Source organism: Pseudomonas sp. GW821-FHT09A09 (genome assembly GCF_059418405.1).
This window is the reverse complement of sequence record NZ_JBWKPU010000014.1, coordinates 35,281-55,055: the sequence shown is the minus strand read 5'-3', so window position 1 is coordinate 55,055 and position 19,775 is coordinate 35,281. Positions and strand designations below refer to the sequence as shown.

General features: G+C 60.8%; 18 protein-coding genes. 11 read left to right on the top strand and 7 right to left on the bottom strand.

What is annotated here, in order from left to right; translation table 11 throughout:
* The first annotated feature begins 237 nt into the window (after positions 1-237).
* Together AC07OV_RS14530 and AC07OV_RS14525 are read left to right on the top strand one after the other, a co-directional pair.
* Positions 238-2,133, top strand: a complete 1,896-nt coding sequence (locus AC07OV_RS14530; RefSeq protein ID WP_495092455.1) for an FTR1 family protein — start codon at positions 238-240, stop codon at positions 2,131-2,133.
* 141 nt (positions 2,134-2,274) lie between these two features.
* The gene (locus AC07OV_RS14525) at positions 2,275-2,730 is read left to right on the top strand and encodes a YaiI/YqxD family protein (protein WP_494996294.1); all 456 of its coding nucleotides are present in this window, start codon (positions 2,275-2,277) and stop codon (positions 2,728-2,730) included.
* A gap of 107 nt (positions 2,731-2,837) precedes the next feature.
* Here the strand turns inward: AC07OV_RS14525 and elbB are convergent, their stop codons facing one another.
* On the bottom strand, positions 2,838-3,503 hold the full coding sequence (elbB, locus tag AC07OV_RS14520; RefSeq protein ID WP_494996293.1) for an isoprenoid biosynthesis glyoxalase ElbB: 666 nt from the start codon (positions 3,501-3,503) through the stop codon (positions 2,838-2,840).
* 116 nt (positions 3,504-3,619) lie between these two features.
* Between elbB and AC07OV_RS14515 the strand changes: the two genes are divergently transcribed.
* Positions 3,620-4,855, top strand: coding sequence for a sterol desaturase family protein (locus AC07OV_RS14515; protein ID WP_495092454.1), 1,236 nt, complete (start codon positions 3,620-3,622; stop codon positions 4,853-4,855).
* Here the strand turns inward: AC07OV_RS14515 and AC07OV_RS14510 are convergent.
* Positions 4,836-5,471, bottom strand: a complete 636-nt coding sequence (locus AC07OV_RS14510; protein WP_176996908.1) for a DedA family protein — start codon at positions 5,469-5,471, stop codon at positions 4,836-4,838. The two genes, AC07OV_RS14515 and AC07OV_RS14510, sit on opposite strands and share 20 nt — an antisense overlap.
* A gap of 208 nt (positions 5,472-5,679) precedes the next feature.
* Between AC07OV_RS14510 and hemB the strand changes: the two genes are divergently transcribed.
* Both hemB and ppk1 read left to right on the top strand, forming a co-directional pair.
* Positions 5,680-6,693 (top strand): porphobilinogen synthase, encoded by a 1,014-nt coding sequence (hemB, locus tag AC07OV_RS14505; protein ID WP_494996291.1) that lies wholly within the window; start codon positions 5,680-5,682, stop codon positions 6,691-6,693.
* 18 nt (positions 6,694-6,711) lie between these two features.
* A complete protein-coding gene (gene ppk1, locus AC07OV_RS14500) occupies positions 6,712-8,934 on the top strand; it encodes a polyphosphate kinase 1 (RefSeq protein WP_176996883.1) in 2,223 nt (740 codons plus the stop codon).
* A 167-nt stretch (positions 8,935-9,101) separates the two neighbouring features.
* Here the strand turns inward: ppk1 and ppx are convergent, their stop codons facing one another.
* On the bottom strand, positions 9,102-10,604 hold the full coding sequence (gene ppx / locus AC07OV_RS14495) for an exopolyphosphatase (protein WP_176996882.1): 1,503 nt from the start codon (positions 10,602-10,604) through the stop codon (positions 9,102-9,104).
* 447 nt (positions 10,605-11,051) lie between these two features.
* Between ppx and AC07OV_RS14490 the strand changes: the two genes are divergently transcribed.
* The 4 genes from AC07OV_RS14490 to AC07OV_RS14475 all read left to right on the top strand — a co-directional run bounded on the left by AC07OV_RS14490 (position 11,052) and on the right by AC07OV_RS14475 (position 15,546).
* Entirely contained in the window at positions 11,052-11,699 is a 648-nt protein-coding gene (locus AC07OV_RS14490; protein ID WP_494996290.1) for a DUF1120 domain-containing protein, read from the top strand.
* A 149-nt stretch (positions 11,700-11,848) separates the two neighbouring features.
* Positions 11,849-12,517, top strand: a complete 669-nt coding sequence (locus AC07OV_RS14485; protein WP_495092492.1) for a fimbria/pilus chaperone family protein — start codon at positions 11,849-11,851, stop codon at positions 12,515-12,517.
* Positions 12,518-12,524: 7 nt separating this feature from the next.
* Complete coding sequence (locus AC07OV_RS14480; protein ID WP_495092453.1) at positions 12,525-15,032, top strand: fimbria/pilus outer membrane usher protein; 2,508 nt, start codon at positions 12,525-12,527, stop codon at positions 15,030-15,032.
* On the top strand, positions 15,022-15,546 hold the full coding sequence (locus AC07OV_RS14475) for a DUF1120 domain-containing protein (RefSeq protein WP_495092452.1): 525 nt from the start codon (positions 15,022-15,024) through the stop codon (positions 15,544-15,546). Before AC07OV_RS14480 ends, AC07OV_RS14475 begins: the two co-directional genes overlap by 11 nt.
* Here the strand turns inward: AC07OV_RS14475 and AC07OV_RS14470 are convergent.
* From AC07OV_RS14470 to AC07OV_RS14455, 4 genes are read right to left on the bottom strand one after another with little or no spacing between them, the layout of a single operon-like run.
* The gene (locus AC07OV_RS14470; RefSeq protein WP_495092451.1) at positions 15,518-16,255 is read right to left on the bottom strand and encodes an amino acid ABC transporter ATP-binding protein; all 738 of its coding nucleotides are present in this window, start codon (positions 16,253-16,255) and stop codon (positions 15,518-15,520) included. The genes AC07OV_RS14475 and AC07OV_RS14470 overlap by 29 nt on opposite strands.
* Positions 16,242-16,892 (bottom strand): amino acid ABC transporter permease, encoded by a 651-nt coding sequence (locus AC07OV_RS14465; protein WP_176996877.1) that lies wholly within the window; start codon positions 16,890-16,892, stop codon positions 16,242-16,244. The genes AC07OV_RS14470 and AC07OV_RS14465 overlap by 14 nt, the downstream gene beginning before the upstream one ends.
* Positions 16,889-17,557, bottom strand: a complete 669-nt coding sequence (locus tag AC07OV_RS14460) for an amino acid ABC transporter permease (protein WP_176996876.1) — start codon at positions 17,555-17,557, stop codon at positions 16,889-16,891. The genes AC07OV_RS14465 and AC07OV_RS14460 overlap by 4 nt, the downstream gene beginning before the upstream one ends.
* A gap of 17 nt (positions 17,558-17,574) precedes the next feature.
* Positions 17,575-18,360, bottom strand: coding sequence for a transporter substrate-binding domain-containing protein (locus AC07OV_RS14455; RefSeq protein ID WP_495092450.1), 786 nt, complete (start codon positions 18,358-18,360; stop codon positions 17,575-17,577).
* A 254-nt stretch (positions 18,361-18,614) separates the two neighbouring features.
* On the opposite strand from AC07OV_RS14455, the gene AC07OV_RS14450 reads away from it, so the two are divergent.
* Together AC07OV_RS14450 and trxA are read left to right on the top strand one after the other, a co-directional pair.
* Complete coding sequence (locus AC07OV_RS14450; RefSeq protein WP_494996286.1) at positions 18,615-19,310, top strand: FadR/GntR family transcriptional regulator; 696 nt, start codon at positions 18,615-18,617, stop codon at positions 19,308-19,310.
* Positions 19,311-19,431: 121 nt separating this feature from the next.
* Positions 19,432-19,761, top strand: a complete 330-nt coding sequence (gene trxA / locus AC07OV_RS14445; RefSeq protein ID WP_429474742.1) for a thioredoxin TrxA — start codon at positions 19,432-19,434, stop codon at positions 19,759-19,761.
* Positions 19,762-19,775: the final 14 nt, after the last annotated feature.

Here is a 19,775-nt window from a genome sequence, read left to right as displayed (position 1 = left end):
GTGGTAATTCCTCATAAAAACGAGGAACGAAATTCCCTTTCGCACTAACAGGGCGCGGCATTATAAGCGCCATTGCTGGCAAAACAATGGCTTATTGATGTGATTCAATCCACAAAATGCCAGCATCGAATTTCTAAAAATGCCCCGGCCTTCCAAACGCCAACTCACTAACGCCTTGAGTCAAACCCTTTAAGGTTTGACAATGTGTTACTTCGTATTTCCCTTTGAGATTCATTCATGACTGCCCCCTTTCGTTTTCTCGCCTGGCTGCTGTTGCCGGCGCTGATGTCGTGCAGCTTCAACTTATTGGCCGCGACCGCTGAAGGTGCTCCACAAGCCCTGCATTTGTTGGACTACATCGGTGCTGACTACCCTCCAACGGTGGAGGCGGGCAAGGTTATCGACGAATCCGAATACCGTGAACAGGTCGAGTTTCTCGGGGTGTTGCAGGGCCTGGTGGCCGAACTGCCACAGAGGCCAGAGCGTGCGGCGTTGATCAAAGGTGTCGACGAATTGTTTGCCGCTGTAACTGCCCACGAAGACGGCGCTGCCGTCGCCCGCCAAGCCCGCCAGTTGGGCGCCAAGCTGGCCGTGGCGTATGAAGTCAGCCAAGCCCCGGCGATCACGCCGGACCCCACCCGAGGGGCGCCGCTCTACGCCCAACATTGTTCGGTGTGCCACGGCACGGCCGGTGCAGGTGATGGCCCGGCGGGCATGGGCATGACCCCGCCACCCGCCAACCTGCGTGACGCCACGCGCCTGGACCGCCTGAGCCTCTATGCGATCTACAACACCCTTGGACTGGGTGTCGAAGGCACTGACATGCCGTCGTTCTCCGACCAACTGGACGACCGCCAGCGCTGGGACCTGGCCACTTACATCGCCGGTTTCACGGCCGACCCGACGGCGGCCAAGAGCGAACAGCCGTTCAACCTCGCTGACCTGGCGCGCCAGACCCCCAATGAAGTGCTTGCCGCCAACGGCCCCGACGCTGCCGCCACGTTCCGCGCCCAGCGGGCCCAGCCGCCGCAGGTCAAGCGTGGCCCGGCGCAATTGCTGGACTACACCGCGACCACCTTGGACAAGAGCCTCGCCGCGTTCCGCAACGGTGACCATGAGCAGGCGTATGACCTGTCTGTCGCGGCCTACCTGGAAGGCTTCGAGCTGGTGGAAAGCTCCCTGGACAACGTCGACGCCAACGTACGCAAAGACACCGAGAAGGCCCTGATGGCTTACCGGCAGTCGTTGCAGGACGGGCTGCCGGTCGATCAGGTGCAACAGCGCCTGGACGTGGCCAAGGACAAGCTCACCGAATCCGCAGGCTTGCTGGGCAGTGATGGCCTGAGTTGGTCGCTGAGCTACATCTCCGGCTTGCTGATCCTGCTGCGCGAAGGCCTGGAAGCGATCCTGGTGCTGGCGGCGATCCTCGCGTTCCTGCGTAACACTGGCCAGCAATCGGCGGTGCGCAGCGTCAACGCGGGCTGGGGCCTGGCATTGCTGGCTGGCTTGGCCACCTGGGCGCTGGCGGCGTATGTGATTGACGTGAGCGGTGCGCAGCGCGAATTGCTCGAAGGCTGCACGGCGCTGTTCGCCAGTGTGATGGTGTTGTGGCTGGGGGTGTGGATGCACGACCGGCGTCATGCCGCAGCTTGGCAGGATTACATCAAGAGCAGCCTGGTGGGCGGCGGCGGTCGTTTCGGTTTTGCGATGCTGGCGTTCTTCTCGGTGTACCGCGAGCTGTTCGAAGTGATCCTGTTCTACGAAACCCTATGGCTGCAAGCCGGGCCTGCCGGGCATAACGCTGTGCTGGCGGGTGGTGCCACGGCGCTGGTGCTGTTGGTGGGCCTGGCCTGGGTGATCTTGCGCGGTTCGGCGAAGCTGCCGTTGGCGCTGTTCTTCGGGATCAACGCGGCGCTGCTGTGTGCGTTGTCGGTGGTGTTTGCCGGCCATGGTGTTAAGGCGTTGCAAGAGGCCGGCATCTTCGGCACGCGGCCGGTGCCGTTCTTTGACTTCGACTGGCTGGGCATTCACGCCGACGCTTACTCGCTGAGTGCGCAAGCCGTGGCGATCCTGGCAATTGTGGTGTTGTATGGTCGCAGTCGGTTGGTCGAAAAGCGCCGCATTGCCGCTTGAACGAACGCGGTCAAACAATGTGGGAGCGGGCTTGCCCGCGATTGCGGTGTGTCAGCCGATGTAGGTGTTGGCTGATCCGGCGCTATCGCGGGCAAGCCCGCTCCCACACTGGATCTATGTTGTTAATGAGAAGGTGGATGGATGCGCGTATGGATCGATGCCGATGCCTGCCCTCGGGCGGCCAAGGATCAGGTGGTCAAGTTCGCCCTCAAGCGCCAGTTCGAGGTGGTATTGGTGGCGGGGCAGAGCCAGATCAAGCCGAGTTTTGCGTGCGTGAAGTTGATCGTAGTGCCCAGTGGCCCGGATGCGGCGGACGATTACCTGGTGGAGCACGCCGTTCCTGGTGAGCTGGTGATCTGCAGCGATGTGCCCCTGGCTGATCGGCTGGTAAAGAAGGGCGTGACGGCGCTCGACCCCCGTGGCAAGGAGTTCAGCCCGGCGAACATGAGCGAGCGTCTGGCGGTGCGCAACCTGTTTACCGACCTGCGTGAACAGGGCCAGATGGGCGGTGGGCCACCGCCCCATAGTGAAAAGGACAAGCAAGCCTTCGCCAATGCCCTGGACCGCCTTCTCACCCAGTTGATGCGTCTGGCTTGACCTTGTAGTGAGCGGGCTTGCCCCGCGCCGCGGTGTGTCAGGTAAGCGTGTGGCGCCTGGTATACCGTGGCGCGGGGCAAGCCCGCTCACTCCATTCAATGGGTTGCTTAGTCGTTTTCGTGGGTGAGTTCGAGCACCCGGTCCACCAGCTTGTTGATGCCTGACGCCACTTCACTGATGTTCTTGCCCAGCATGTAGGCCGGTGTGCTTACCAGCTTGCGCGCCTTGTCTTCCACGATGTCTTCGACGGCGCATTCCTGGTGGGTGGCGCCCATCTTGTCCAAGGCGGCCGCCGTATCGGGGCAGTTACCGATGGTGCAGGTCACGCCCGGGCCGTAGATCTTCGCGGCCAGCGCCGGCGAGATGCAGATCAGCCCCACCGGCTTGCCCGCTTCGGCAAACGCTTCAGCCAGTTCCAGCACCTGCGGGTTGACGCTGCAACCGGCGCCTTGCACGGCAAAGTTGGACAGGTTCTTGGCTGCGCCAAAGCCACCCGGCACGATCAGCGCATCAAATTCTTCAGCATTGGCTTCGCGAATATCCTTCACGTCGCCGCGGGCGATCCGCGCCGACTCCACCAGCACGTTGCGCGATTCGGGCATCTCTTCACCGGTGAGGTGGTTGATCACGTGCAGTTGCGCAATATCGGGGGCAAAACATTGGACCTGAGCACCGCGCTGGTCCAGGCGCAGCAAGGTGATCACGCTTTCGTGGATCTCTGCGCCGTCGTACACGCCGCAGCCGGAAAGGATCACTGCAATCTTTTTGCTCATGGGCATTTCTCCTGGGGTCATGGCGTTAAATGTCTACTAATTTGTCACCTGTTGCCAATGGGCTCTTGCGCGGCTGCACCTAATCTATATGTAACAAAAACAAACCGGACCAGACCATGGACTTCGTGCCTTACGCGGTACCGTTTTTCATCGCCTTGATCGTGGTGGAGCTGCTTGCCGACCACTGGCGCGGCGAGCGCAACTATCGGGTGGCGGATGCCATCAACAGCCTCAGCACCGGCGTGCTGTCCACCACCACAGGGTTGTTGACCAAGGGGGTGGGGATCCTGACCTACGCCTTCGCCCTCAAGCACCTGGCGCTCTTCGAATTGCCGGCCCAAAGCGTGTGGACCTGGGTGTTCGCCTTTGTGTTCTACGACTTCTGCTACTACTGGCTGCACCGCATGGGCCATGAGCGCAATATCCTGTGGGCCGCGCACTCGGTGCATCACCAGAGCGAGGACTACAACCTCAGCACCGCCCTGCGCCAGACCAGCACCGGCTTTCTGCTGAGCTGGATCTTCTACCTGCCGCTGGCCGTTGTCGGTGTGCCGCTGGTGGTGTTTATCAGCGTGGCGTCCCTCAACCTGCTGTACCAATTCTGGGTGCATACCCGCCACGTGCCCAAGCTTGGCTGGTACGAGTGGTTCTTCGTTACGCCGTCCAATCATCGGGCCCACCATGCACAGAACGCTCTCTACATGGATCGCAACTACGGCGGGGTGTTCATTGTTTGGGACCGGCTGTTTGGGTCGTTCCAGGAAGAAGACGACAACGAACCGGTAATTTTCGGCGTGACCACGCCTTTGGCCAGCTGGAACCCGCTGTGGGCCAACCTGCAGTTTTATGCACAGCTGTGGAGTGATGCGCGGCGCACCGAGAGTTGGTGGGACAAACTGCGCATCTGGTTCATGCGCACTGGCTGGCGCCCGGCCGATGTGAAGGCCAAGTACCCGATGGCCAAGCCGGACCTGAGCCAGTTCCGCAAATTTGAAGTGCCGCTGGATGTGCGCCAACAGGTGTACATCGCCCTGCAGTTTGCGGCGTATGTGGGGTTTGGCAGCTATCTGATGAATTTTGGCGAGGGGTTGCCCACTGCGGCGCTGATCCTGGGCTGGAGTGCGATGGCGCTGGGGTTGTTTACCCTGGGGGTGGCCCTGGAGAACCGCCCCTGGGCCTTCAAGGCCGAGCTGGTACGCCTGGTGTTGAATGTGCCGCTGGTATGGCTGGCGCCGTTGGTGGGGCTATGGCCGGCCAGCAACCTGGGTTGGCTGGGCCTGGTGAGTTACAGCCTGCTCAGCGTGATCGGCCTCTACTGCTGTAGAAGCCGGCTTATTCGACTGGCGTCTTAGGTGCTTCTACCGGAGCCTGCCCGGCAGCGAGCCGGGCCTTGGCGTCGGCGCAGGCCTCACGGGCGATGCGCGCGTTCTTGAAGCGACGGCGCAGCCACAGGCCGAAGCCCAATACCAGCAACGCGCCGAGCACCCACAGCTCGTATTTCTTGATGCTGCCCAGCATCCCTTCCAGCACGGCGCCGAAGTGATACGCCGCAGCGCCCAGGGCCACGGCCCAGATCGCGGCACCAATGCCGTTGAGGATCAGGTAGCGCAGCGGCGGATAGCCGGAAAGGCCAATCGCCACAGGCATGACAGTGCGCAACCCGTAGACGAAGCGGAAGCTCAACACCCAGATATCCGGGTGCTTGCGAATATGCTCCAGGGCCTTGTCACCCATCAATTGCCAGCGCGGCTTGCGCGCCAACAGCTTGCGGCCGTGTTTGCGGCCCATGTAATACCAGAGCTGATCGCCGGCGTAGCTGCCGAAAAAGGCAACGATCATCACCAGCTTGATATCCATGTAGCCACGGAATGCCAGGAAGCCTGCGAGAACCAGGATGGTCTCGCCTTCAAAGAAGGTGCCCAGGAAGAGCGCAAAGTAGCCGAAGTCATGCAGAAATTGTTGAAGCATGGTCTGGGGTGCTGGCGAAATGAACGCGCAGCCTACGCCTTCGCGAACATTCATGAAAGTATCGAGATGTGTCACGAAGTGAACAATTCCTACATAAACGACGAATGCGACTACAGGTCGCATCGATAAGCACAACTGTCATTCCTTCGTCATAATGGCCGCTTATAACTGCAACGCTCGCCCGTAAACGCGGGCTCAGGAGTCTGTCGTGAGCTTTACCCCTGCCAATCGCCTGTTCCCCGCCACCCGTCTGCGCCGCAATCGTCGTGATGATTTTTCTCGCCGCCTGGTCCGTGAAAACGTACTGACGACGAATGATCTGATCCTGCCGGTATTTGTGCTCGACGGTGAAAACCGGCGCGAAGCGGTGGCCTCGATGCCGGGTGTGGAGCGCTTGACCATTGATCAATTGCTGATCGAAGCGGCGGGTTGGGTCGAACTGGGGATTCCAGCGCTGGCGCTGTTCCCGGTGACGCCTTCTGAACTCAAATCCCTCGATGCCGCTGAAGCCTGGAACCCTGAGGGTATCGCCCAGCGCGCCACCCGCGCCTTGCGCGAGCGTTTCCCGGAGCTGGGGGTGATCACCGACGTGGCGCTGGACCCGTTCACCACCCACGGTCAGGATGGCATTCTCGACGAAGACGGCTATGTTCAGAACGACATCACCGTCGATGCGCTGGTCAAGCAAGCCTTGTCTCATGCCGCTGCAGGCGCCCAGGTGGTTGCACCGTCGGACATGATGGACGGCCGCATCCAGGCGATTCGTGAAGCCCTGGAGCTGGCTGGCCACGTCAACGTGCGGATCATGGCCTATTCGGCCAAGTACGCCAGTGCCTATTACGGTCCGTTCCGCGATGCGGTGGGCTCGGCGCTGAACCTGGGCAAGGCCAACAAGGCCTCGTACCAGATGGACCCGGCCAACAGCCAGGAAGCCCTGCACGAAGTGGCGGCCGACCTCGCCGAAGGCGCCGACATGGTGATGGTCAAGCCCGGGATGCCCTACCTGGACATCCTTTACCGGGTCAAAGAGGAATTCAAAGTGCCGACCTTTGTCTATCAGGTCAGCGGTGAATACGCCATGCACATGGCCGCGATCCAGAATGGTTGGTTGAGTGAAGGGGTGATCCTCGAATCCCTGACTGCCTTTAAACGTGCTGGCGCTGATGGCATTCTGACCTACTTCGCCGCCCGCGCTGCCCAATTGCTTAGAGAGCAACAATAGCCCTCACAGGAACACTCGATGAATACCGAAGGACTCTCCGAAGTTGCTGTAAAAGACGCTCACCCGGTGGTTGAACAAGTCACCGAGACCCCGCCGGAGCTGGAGCCTGCACCGCCCGCCGTGGTGGCCGAGCCGCCTGTGCCGGCCCCGGTGGCGGCCGTCACCAACCTGGATGACAGCAGCCTGTACATCCACCGCGAGCTGTCACAACTGCAATTCAACATCCGCGTGCTGGAACAGGCGCTGGATGAGTCCTATCCGTTGCTGGAACGGCTCAAGTTCCTGCTGATCTTCTCCAGCAACCTGGACGAGTTCTTCGAGATCCGCGTGGCCGGCCTCAAGAAGCAGATCACCTTTGCCCGTGAACAGGCCGGCGCAGACGGCCTGCAACCCCACCAGGCGCTGGCGCGCATCAGCGAGCTGGTGCACGGCCATGTCGACCGCCAGTACGCGATCCTCAACGACATCCTGCTGCCGGAACTGGAAAAACATCAGGTCCGCTTCATCCGTCGCCGCCACTGGACCACCAAGATCAAGACCTGGGTGCGCCGCTACTTCCGCGACGAGATCGCGCCGATCATCACCCCGATCGGCCTCGACCCGACGCACCCGTTCCCGCTGCTGGTGAACAAGAGCCTCAACTTCATCGTCGAGCTGGAAGGTATCGACGCGTTCGGTCGCGATTCCGGCCTGGCGATCATCCCGGCGCCACGCTTGCTGCCACGGATCATCAAGGTACCCGAGGAAGTGGGTGGCCCTGGCGACAACTATGTATTCCTGTCGTCGATGATTCACGCGCACGCCGATGACCTGTTCCAGGGCATGAAGGTCAAGGGCTGCTACCAGTTCCGCCTGACCCGTAACGCCGACCTGGCGCTGGACTCCGAAGACGTCGAAGACTTGGCCCGTGCCCTGCGCGGCGAGCTGTTCTCGCGCCGTTACGGCGATGCGGTGCGCCTGGAAGTGGCGGACACCTGCCCGAAACACCTCTCGGACTACCTGCTCAAGCAGTTCAACCTGGGCGAGACCGAGCTGTACCAGGTCAATGGCCCGGTGAACCTGACGCGCCTGTTCAGCATCACCGGCCTGGACAGTCACCCAGAGCTGCAATACACCCCGTTCACCCCGCAGATCCCGAAACTGCTGCAAAACAGCGAGAACATCTTCAGCGTGGTGAGCAAGCAGGACATCCTGCTGCTGCACCCATTCGAGTCCTTCACCCCGGTGGTCGACTTGCTGCGCCAGGCTGCCAAGGACCCGCACGTGTTGGCCGTACGCCAGACCCTGTACCGTTCCGGCGCCAACTCGGAAATCGTCGACGCCCTGGTCGACGCCGCGCGTAACGGCAAGGAAGTTACCGCGGTGATCGAGCTGCGAGCGCGGTTTGACGAAGAGTCCAACCTGCAACTGGCCAGCCGCCTGCAAGCGGCGGGTGCGGTGGTGATCTACGGCGTGGTCGGCTTCAAGACCCACGCCAAGATGATGCTGATTCTGCGTCGCGAAGCTGGCGAGATCGTGCGTTACGCCCACTTGGGCACCGGCAACTACCACGCCGGCAACGCCAAGCTCTACACCGACTACAGCTTGCTGACTTCCGACGACGCCTTGTGCGAAGACGTCGGCAAGTTGTTCAGCCAACTGATTGGCATGGGCAAGACCTTGCGCATGAAGAAGCTGCTGCACGCGCCGTTCACCCTCAAGAAGGGCATGCTCGACATGATTGCCCGCGAGACCCAGTTCGCCCTCGACGGCAAACCGGCGCACATCATCGCCAAGTTCAACTCGCTGACCGATCCGAAGATCATCCGCGCGTTGTACAAGGCAAGCCAGTCCGGTGTGCGCATCGATTTGGTAGTGCGTGGCATGTGCTGCCTGCGCCCGGGCATTGTCGGCGTGTCGCACAACATCCATGTGCGCTCGATCATCGGGCGCTTCCTGGAGCACACGCGGGTGTTCTACTTCCTCAACGGCGGCGAAGAGCAGATGTTCCTCTCCAGCGCTGACTGGATGGAGCGCAACCTCGATAAGCGGGTAGAGACCTGCTTCCCGGTGGAAGGCAAGAAGCTGATTATGCGGGTCAAGAAGGAGCTGGAAAGCTACCTCACCGACAACACCCACAGCTGGAGCCTGCAGTCGGACGGCCGTTACGTGCGCAACACGCCAACCGGCAACCAGAACCCGCGCAGTGCGCAGGCGACGTTGCTGGAGAAGTTGGGTAGCCCGATTTTGTCGGTGAATTGAGGCGTTACCCAGCAGCATAAAAAACGGCCCCATCGAGGGCCGTTTTTTATGCTGGCGCTTTACCCCTGTAGGAGCCGGCTTGCCGGCGATGACGTCAGTGCAGTCGTCGCTGGGCTTGAGGCTGCCATCGCCGGCAAGCCGGCTCCTACAGGGGGGCGTCGTTTGGGTTAGCGCAGGTTCAGGCTGAAACCCACCCGCGTCAGCCACTCGGCTTCCTGGGCGAAGTCCGCCTGGGTCAGTTGGTTTTCATCCAGCCAGCCTTTGGGGAATACCACGTCCAGGCTGTCGCCGTCGGCGCGCAGGGTCACCTGGGGCATTTCCTGGGTGCCACGGATGTGGTGGAACAGGATCGCAAAGCGCAGCAGCACGCACAGGCGAATCAGCTTGATGCCTTCGTCGCCGAACTCGGCGAACTTGTCCCGGGGAATGTTGCGACGATGGCCGCGTACCAGCAGGGCGAGCATCTGTTGGTCTTCGCGGGAGAAGCCGGCGAGGTCGGAATGCTCGATCAGGTAGGCACCGTGCTTGTGGTAATGATAGTGAGCGATGTCCAGGCCCACTTCATGCACCTTGGCGGCCCAGCCCAGCAGCTCGCGCCAGACACCGTCTTCGAGGTCCCAGTCCTCGGCCACCTGGTCGAAGGCGTGCAGGGCCTTGCGCTCTACGCGGGCGGCCTGTTCCAGGTCGACGTGATAACGCTCCATCAGCGACGTGAGGGTGCGCTCACGCACGTCTTCATGATGATGGCGACCCAGCAGGTCGTAGAGCACGCCTTCGCGCAGGGCACCGTCACAGTGGTCCATGCGTTGCAGTTCGAGGGCGTCGAAGATGGCTTCGAGAATCGCCAGGCCGGCTGGGAAAATGGTACGGCGGTCGGGCTTGATGCCATCGAAGTCGATCTTTTCGGCGTCGCCCAGCTTGAACAGCTTGCGCTTGAGCCATGCCAGGCCTTCGGCGTTGACCTCGCCGGTGCCATGGCCGCCGGCCTTGAGGGCCAGGCCGATGGCACGGATGGTGCCGGACGAGCCGATGGCTTCATCCCAGGTCAGGCGGTGCAGGGCGTGCTCGATACTCATGATCTCCAGGCGGGCGGCCGTGTAGGCCTGGGCGTAGCGCGCCGGAGTGATCTTGCCGTCCTTGAAATAGCGTTGGGTGTAGCTGACGCAGCCCATCTGCAGGCTTTCGCGCAGCAACGGTTCAAACCGCTGGCCAATGATGAATTCAGTACTGCCGCCACCGATGTCGGCGACCAGGCGTTTGCCAGGGGTATCAGCCAAGGTGTGGGATACGCCGAGGTAGATCAGGCGGGCCTCCTCACGGCCGGAGATGACCTCTACCGGGTGCCCCAGGATCTCTTCGGCGCGGCGGATGAATTCGCCGCGGTTGCGCGCTTCACGCAGGGCGTTGGTGCCGACGATCCGCACAGCGCCCTGGGGCATGCCGTTGATCAGTTGGGCAAAACGCTTGAGGCAATCGAGGCCGCGCTGCATGGATTCTTCGTTGAGCTGGCGCTCGTCGTCGATCCCGGCAGCCAGCTGCACTTTCTCGCCGAGCCGCTCAAGGATGCGGATTTCGCCGTTCTGGGCCTTGGCCACGACCATGTGAAAGCTGTTGGAGCCCAGGTCGATGGCGGCGATCAGGGACAGATTCTTGGCTTGGGATTGCGGCATGGTTTGGGGGTCTCGGTCGATAACCTTGCCATCGTGCCACGATCGACCGCTGACGCCAACGCGTAGTGCGCCGGGAATTTCTCTGAGGGGGCTTGTGGGAAGTAAATGTAGGAAATGTAGGCTGTCATTCCAGGCTTGAGTCGAGATGTTTGACTCCTCTGTAGGAGTCTTTAACTTTCAGTGGTTGTTCTTAAGATTTCGATTTTGCCTACAAGTTAAAAGCTGCTGGCAACACCATTGTTATGTTTGGGACTACTGTTTGATCAGGCGCGGGTGACCTATTGTTTTAATCGTTCCCACAATAAACAAGGTTCCGTCTTATTCTTAAGTGAAGTGCCAAAGCGACAGACTGTCACTCGGCAATTTTGTCGTGGTGTTATTTATTTATGAATTTGTATTGGCAGGGCAAAAATAAATACACCGGAAAACTTCAGTGACAGGTCGAATATGAAAAAAATAGTTGGATTTGCAATCAGCATGGCGTGCTTGTCTGTGGCAGTCAGTGCACAGGCCACCACCAGTGCGCAATTGGTGGTAAGAGGGACGATTACCCCGGCGTCCTGCAACCTCAGCCTCGCCGGCAGCGGAGTCATCGATTATGGCGTCATACGCTCTGGTGAGTTGTCCCAGACGGCGTTCAACCCGCGTGAGGAGCGCAGCACTTCCCTGGTGGTCAGCTGTGGGGCCACGCCTGCGATGTTTGGCCTGACCTTCACCGATCTGCAGGCCGGCAGCAAGGTGCCCGGTATCCTGGGTACGGGCTTTAGCGAAGCGCAGAACTACGGCCTTGGCTCCACAGGCGCCCGGCGAACCGGAGGCTACTCGATCACGCTCAAGGACCTGAGGGCTCCGGGCCTGGTGCTCAACCCAATCATGCGCACCGGCACGGGAGCCTGGCAGAACAGCGATGGCAAAGTTGCCCAAGCGCCTGCTCAGTACTCGTGGCGCAGCGGCACCGCAGCAACACCGGCATCGATTGCCCAGTTGACTGGCACCATCGCCGTGAAGGCTGTTATCAACAAAGCGCAGGATCTGGACCTGAGCCGCGACGTTTCCATTGATGGGCGCGCCACACTGGTATTGAGCTACCTCTAAATAGTTAGCAACAGCCGATAAAGAATCTATTTGTTTCTTTTCGGCTGTTTTTGTGTGGGTGTTTGATTATTAGAAGTTGGCGTGGCCAGCTCCGGGGAAACTAAGTGCGCGTTCTTTCCATAATAAGTAAGGCTTTTGCTTTAAGTGCAATGGTTAACGGCTGTTTGCCGGGTATTGCTGTAGCGGACGGCATGCGGCCTGAAACCACGTTAATTGTTCTTTATGAGGAGGAGGGGGAGGCCACCCTTAATGTGAAGAACACGGATGATGGCCCTGCACTGCTTCATTCAGTGGTGGAGAACCTCCCGGAAGACCAGGAGCCCTTGCTTGTCGTCACCCCGCCCATCACCCGTGTAGAGGCGGGCGAGACGCAATTGGTGCGCTTCATCAGCACACTCAAGGAGCCCTTGAAGACCCAGCGTTTGAAGCGTGTGTCCTTTGAAGGCATTCCTCAGGCTCGGGCTGCGGGCGCTGCGACCATTGGTATCACCCTGCGACAGAACCTGCCGCTGATCCTGCACCCAGAGGGCCTGCCCCGACACGCCACCCCTTGGGAGCTGCTGAGGTGGGCCCGTGATGGCGAACGCCTGGTTGTTCACAACAGCAGTGCGTACGTCGTACGGCTGGCACCTGATGTGAAGTTGCTGCCACACAATGGGCTGGCCACGTTGCCGCGCACTTACATCTTGCCGGGGGAAACCCTGACGGCACGGCTGGAAGGCCGGCTTGAGGGGACGACCGTTGAGATCCAGCCGGCTACGGTCTATGGGTTTGCAGCCGACAGCTATCAGGCTCCTATCAACGCCAGCGAGGGTTGAGGGGGCCATGTCCAACCTAACAACGCGAGCCAGCAACAGTTTCGCCACGCTCTGGCTTGGTCGCCCCTCATTGTTCGTGGGGCTGGCGACGCTGTGTGGGCTGCCTGGCTTGGTGTCTGCCTTGGAGCTGGGCGAAGGGTTCGACCTCGCGGCCCTGACTACCCATGGTATTGATCCTAAGGTCTCTGATTACTTTTGCAGTGCCGCGCGTTTTCGTGAGGGTGTCCAAGTGGTGGGGCTGCGGGTCAATGGCAACCCACTGGGGTTGGTCGATGCGCGGTTCGATCAGCGCGGCCAATTGTGTTTTACCCCGGGGTTCCTGGAAAAGGCCGGTTTGGTGACGCCCGCCGAGGTTGCCCATGAAGGGGCGACAGCGGATCAGGCTTGCCATGATTTTCTTGGCGCGTTCCCTACGACCATGGTGCGGTTGCGTCCGGGCAATGACGAGGTGGTATTAGTCGTGCCGACCCAATCGTTGCGCGAGCCCGAATGGGAGGCTGGGCGCTTTTCGTCGGGGGGCACGGCCGCCGTGTTCAATTACGACGTGCTGGGTTTTGACAGCCGTACACGGGGCGAACCCAGCCGGTTTGTGTCGGCCTACACGGAGGCCGGTTTCAACCTGGGGGACTGGATTGTGCGAAGCCGCCAATTTTATGTTTCCGACAACGGTGAGTCGCGTACCGAACACCTTTATGCCTATGCCCAGCGGGATCTGGCTGCGCTGCAATCAACCTTCCAGGTGGGGCAGTTGTCCAGTAGTAATCCGGTATTCGGGGGTACGCAGTTTTCGGGTTTCCAGTTATCCCCCGATGGACTGTCCCGAACCCAGGCAGGCGCAAACAACGTAGTGGTCGAGGGCCTTGCCCAGAGCCAGTCGCGTATTGAAGTCCGCCAGTCCGGGGTGCTGATTCACAGCACGCTGGTGCCTGAAGGGCCTTTTCGGCTGACCGGACTGCCGCTGCTCAATGGCACCAGCGACCTGGACGTAACCGTGATCGATGTGCGAGGCGCAAAGCGTAGTTTTGTGGTGTCGGCGGCGTCGTTCAGGGGCGTAGCGCCTGCTGCACCCGGCTATTACTTTTCGGTGGGCAAGGTGCGGGGGCTTTCGGACGGTGACAGTCATACCCCAATGTTTTCGATGGGCAGTGGCACCTGGGGCCTGGGGCGTGATTCAAGCTTGGGCCTGGGCCTGTTGAGTGCCGAAGATTACTGGGCGGCGGGCGGTACCCTGGGCAGCGTTTTTTTTCAGCGGGTAAATGTGGCCGCACGTCAGAACGTATCCCGGGACAACCGCCAATCAGTCTCCGGGGCCCGCAGTACCCTGTCGGTAAGCAGCCCGGTGTACGCCGACCTTGACCTTAACCTGAGTGCCACCCATCAGACCCCTGGCTATCGCGAAGTAGTTGAAACCGGTCGACCGCTCAGGGCGGGCGATCTCAATTCCCGTTTCAAGAACCAATACACGGCGGGCCTCAGCTGGGTTGACCCTGTGATGGGTGGGCTCTCCCTGGGCTATACACGCAGCGCCCAATTTGATGGACGATCGGTGGAGCATGTTTTTGCATCATGGAACAAGTCGTTCAGTGGCACGGACGTCGCGTTGATTGCCGATTCACAGGTTGGCGGTCGAGGGGCGAGGCACGATGCAACACGGGGAAACCGCAGGCGGGAGACAGCGCTGGATGAGGGGCTTTCCTTGCGTCTGCAGGTCAGTGTGCTATTGGGCGGTGATCGTCGCGTCAGCAGTTATGCCAGTCGTCGGGGCCAGCAGTTCAACGCCGGGACGGCGCTCAGTGAGCGGGTCAACGACGCGGTGAGTTACGAAGTGGGAAGCGAGCGGGACTTCAAGGCTCGGGAGCAATCGGTGCGTGGCCAACTCAACCTGATACCGCGTTATACCCAGGTCGGCCTGGGCGCCAGCCGTGACTCGCAGAGCACCAGTTATTCGGGGCAGTTGCGAGGGGGTGTCGTGGCGCACGAGCGTGGAGTGACCTTCTCGCCCTACACGGTCCAGGACACATTCGGCATCGTCTCGGTGGGCGACATCGGCTCGGCAAGAATCGACACCCCTCAAGGCCCGGTCTGGACCGACCCACGTGGGAAGGCGGTCATCGCCGGCCTGCCGGCCTACACCAACAGCCGTATCGAGGTGCAAACCCGATCCCTGCCCAAGCGGGTCGATTTGAAGAATGGCACTCAGGTGATTGCCGCCGGCCGAGGGTCGTTCAATACCGTGGACTTCGAGGTGGTGAAGGTGCGCCGCGTGTTGCTCAAGGCCAGCGATGAGCAAGGTCGTCCACTGCCCCAGGGCGCGTCGGTGTTCGGCGCGGATAACCGCTTCCTGACCAGCGTGGTGGGTGATGGCATGATTTTCCTGAGTGACGTCAGAGAGCCGCAGAGCCTGCGGGTTTCACTGTCTGACTCATCCTCCTGCCAACTGCGCCTGGCCCCCGAAGCAGAACTCAACAATGACAAACTGTATGAAACCACGTCGGCGGTGTGCCATGGCCGTTAAAGCAATGCATTTGGGCCTGCTCTTGTGTGGGGCGGTAATTGCCTTGAGTGCACGGGCAAATGACTGTCGATTGTCCATCAGCCAGCCTCGTGTCGATTATGGTGCTATCCGCAGTGAGCGCCTGGTTGAACGTGCTTCGGTGGCGATGGGCACGCGCACGGTGCATCTGAACATTCTGTGCGTGGAGCCCTCGACAATGGCGTTGCGTTTCAACGGTACAGCGGCCGATGGGGAGAGTTTTCGCTTTGGGCGCGAGGGGCGCTTTCGAATAAGCCTCAAGCATGCCCAATTGGATGGACGTGCGGTGGAGTGGGCAATGATGGGGGAGCAGTCCGGCGACCAGCTACTGCCGGGCCGGATACTGTCGGCGCCCTGGGTTGGTCGTCGATTGACGGCCCAGGTTGAGATCGATACCGACCTGCCTGCCGACGCCCTGCGCGTACGCAGCTACACGGTGCTGGAGGGGCAGGGCAGTTTCGAGCTGGTCAGTCTGCCTGTTCCACCGAGCCGATGAAGTTGGCGAACTCGGGCGTTTGCGGGTGGGCGAACAACACCTTGGGGTCCCCCACTTCATGCACCTTGCCCTGGTGCATGAACACCAGCTTGTCGCCGACTTCGCGGGCAAAGCGCATTTCGTGGGTCACCATGATCAAGGTCATGCCGTCCTTGGCCAGTTGACGCACCACGCTGAGCACTTCGTTGACCAGTTCCGGATCGAGGGCGGAGGTGATTTCATCGCACAGCAGCACCTTGGGTGACATGGCCAGGGCGCGGGCGATCGCCACGCGTTGCTGTTGGCCCCCGGACAGTCGATCAGGAAAGGCGTCGAACTTCTCGCCCAGCCCGACGCGCTCCAGCATCTGCTTGGCCAACTGGGTCGCCTTGGCCTTGGGTACCTTCTGCACCACTTGTGGCGCGAGCATGACGTTTTCGCCCACCGTCAGGTGCGGGAACAGGTTGAACTGCTGGAACACCATGCCGACTTTCTGCCGCAGGGTGCGCAGGTCGGCGCGGGCGGCGTCGAGGTATTCGCCGTCGACTTCGATCACGCCGTCGTTGATCGATTCCAGGCCGTTGAGGGTACGCAGCAAGGTGGATTTACCCGAGCCGCTGCGGCCGATGATCGCCACCACCTGGCCTTCTTCAACGGTCAGGTCGATGCCCTTGAGCACATGGTGATCGCCGTAATACTTATGCAGGGCGGAAATTCTAAGCAGAGGCATGCAGTCTCCTTTCCAGGTAGCGCGCACTGAGGGACAAGGGGTAGCAGAGCAAGAAGTAACCAAGGGCCACCAGTCCGTAGACCATGAAGGGTTCGAAGGTGGCGTTGGCGAGCATGCCGCCGGTCTTGGTCAGTTCGGTGAAGCCGATGATCGAGGTCACCGCGGTGCCTTTGATCACCTGCACCGAGAAACCCACGGTGGGCGCCACGGCAATTCGCAGGGCCTGGGGCAGGATCACGTAGCGCAGTTGCTCCAGCGGGTTAAGCGCCAGGCTGGCCGAGGCTTCCCACTGCCCGTGGGCGATGGAGTCGACGCAGCCTCGCCAGATTTCGGCGAGGTAGGCGCTGGTAAACAAGGTCAGCGCAATGGCAGCTGCCAGCCAGGGCGAGATATCCACACCGAGCAGCGCGATGCCGAAAAACACCAGGAACAGCTGCATCAACAACGGCGTGCCCTGGAACAGTTCGATATAGGTACGGGCCACATTGCGCGGGAAGGCCTTGGTGCTGATGCGCATCGTCATCACCAGCAGGCCGATCACCCCGCCGCCGACAAACGCCACCAGCGACAGCAGCAAGGTCCATTGCAGGCCGGTAGCGAGGTTGCGCACGATGTCCCAGAAAGAGAAATCACTCATCGGCTGTTCCTCATCACGTAACGGCGGCCGATCCAGTTGAGCAACTGGCGAATCATCAGCGCCATGCACAGGTACACCAGGGTGGTCAGTGCATAGGTTTCAAAGGCGCGGAAGTTGCGCGACTGGATAAAGTTGGCGGCAAAGCTCAGTTCTTCAGTGGCGATCTGCGAACACACCGCCGAACCGAGCATCACGATGATGATCTGGCTGCTCAGGGCCGGCCATACCTTGCCCAGCGCCGGCAGCAGCACCACGTGGCGGAACGCCTCGAAACGGGTCATTGCCAACGCTGCCGCCGCTTCCAGTTGGCCACGTGGAACGGCCTGGATGCCTGCGCGAATGATCTCGGTGGAGTAGGCGCCGAGGTTGATCACCATCGCCAACACAGCGGCTTGCCACTCGGTGATTTTCAGCCCCAGGGACGGCAGGCCAAAAAAGATGAAGAACAGCTGTACCAGGAACGGCGTGTTGCGGATCAACTCGACATACACCCCGAAGAACCAGGCGAACGGCTGGATCTTCCACGCCCGCACCACGGCGCCGACGGTGCCCAGGGCCACCCCCAGGATCGCGCCGATGGCCGTCAGTTCCAGGGTGAACAGCGCGCCGCGCAACAGCAGGTCGGTATTGGCCAGCACCGGCACAAAGTCAAATTGATACGCCATCAATCAGCTCCGTTGCGTCAAAGGTCGGCGGGCAACGGCTCTTTAAGCCATTGCATCGCGTTCTTTTCCAGGCTGCCGTCGGCCTTGGCGGCGACCAGGATCTGGTTGACCTTTTCCAGCAGCGCCGGCTCGTTCTTGTTCACGCCCACGTACACCGGCGAGTCCTTGAGTTTTACCTTCAGCGCAGGTACGCGTTTGGGGTTGCGTTCGCTGATCGCCACCATCACTACGTTGCCGCTGGCAATCAGGTCGACCTGGCCGGCGAGGTAGGCGGCGATGGTCGAGTTGTTGTCTTCGAAGCGCTTGATGGTGGCTTCCTTGGGGGCTACGGCGGTCAGCTCGATGTCTTCGATCGCACCGCGTGTCACGCTGATGGTCTTGCCCTTGAGGTCGTCGGTGGTGCTGACAGGCGCGTCAGGTGGGCCAAACACAGCCAGGTAGAACGGCGCATAGGCCCTGGAGAAGTCGATGACTTTTTCACGCTCGGCGTTCTTGCCCAGGCTGGAAATCACCAGGTCGACCTTGCCGGTGGTGAGGAACGGGATACGGTTGGTGCTGTTGACGGGCGTCAGTTCCAGCTTGACCTTGAGTTGGTCGGCCAGCAGCTTGGCGGTGTCGATGTCCAGGCCACGGGGTTTCATGTCCGGGCCGACTGAACCGAACGGCGGGAAGTCCTGAGGCACGGCGACTTTGAGGGTGCCACGGGCGACGATATCGTCCAGGCCGTTGGCCTGGGCGGTGGCCTGGCTCAGCATCAGGCTGGCAAACAGGGCTGTGAGCAGGGCGCTGTAGCGCTTGGTCATGGCAACTCTCCGGGAAGGGCGAAAGGAAATCTGCCTTGGTCCAGTGCACAGCCCATGCCAGCCCCTTCAAGTTGGCTTGCAACGCTGGTGTTTGTTGAGGTGCGGTGGTCTTACTGGTCTGAACAGTGCGCAGATTTTTCGCACCCTTTTCGAGCGTCGACAAAACCCTGCGAGCCCCTTTGGGGCGTGGCTTGCCGTGGGCTGCGAATAGCTTTACAACTAGCCGCACCGTTGACTGCAACCTTGAGTTTTCCATGAATTCCATCGCCCAAGCCGTACCGGAAGCGGCCCTGCAGGCCATCCGCAAACTGATCAATGAGCAAGGCTTCGGGCCGGGTGATGCCCTGCCGTCCCAGCGCGACCTGGCGGTGCAGTTGGGGGTCAGCCGGGCGTCTTTGCGCGAGGCGCTGTCGTCCCTGAGTGCCTTGGGGGTGGTCAGTGTGCAACCGGGCAAGGGGGTGTTCGTGCAGGCGGTGGAAGAGTCGCCGGGGTTTGCCTGGCCTTTTGCGGCGCAGGCCACGCCGCTGGATATCTTTCAGTTGCGCTATGCCCTCGAAGGCTTTGCGGCGGGGCTGGCGGCGGTCACGTTGACACTCGATGAGCTTGATAGCCTGCAAGACAATGTCGAAGCGATGCGCATGGTGCTCAAGGCGGGTGACTTTGAAGCGGCGGCGCGGCTGGACTTCGAGTTCCACCAGCGCATTCTGCTGGCCAGCGGCAACCAGGCGATGGTGAGCATCCTGAGTGCCAGTGCCGAGGTATTCCTGGAGAGCCAGAAACTACCGTTCATCCGGCCGGAGCGGGCCATGGAGACCTGGCAGGAGCACCGCAAGATCTTGCGTGCCCTGGCCCGGCGCGCCAGTGCTGCCGCGCAGAAAGCCATGCAGGAACACGTACGCAACGCGGCATTGCGCACCGGCATCGCCTTCGTGACTCCCGTGGCGCCGTGAGTTGAGCTATACCCAAACTCATGCACCACCATAGCAAGACTCAATCAGAGGCGGCTTCCTGAACGGGGGAAGGGCGGCTATGATGGGCCACGTTTTTTTTGCTTACAATCCGGAGACATCCATGAGCAACGATCTTATCAAGCACGTCACCGACGCGACCTTTGAGGCCGAAGTACTCAAGGCTCAGGGCCCGGTGCTGGTTGACTACTGGGCTGAATGGTGTGGCCCTTGCAAAATGATCGCGCCTGTTCTGGACGACATTGCGACCACTTACGACGGCAAGCTGACCATTGCCAAGCTGAACATCGACGACAACCAGGAAACCCCCGCCAAGCACGGCGTGCGTGGTATTCCTACGTTGATGCTGTTCAAGAACGGCGAAGTTCAGGCGACTAAGGTCGGCGCGCTGTCGAAGTCCCAGCTGCAAGCTTTCCTCGACGCGAACATCTAAGCGTTGTCAAAAAA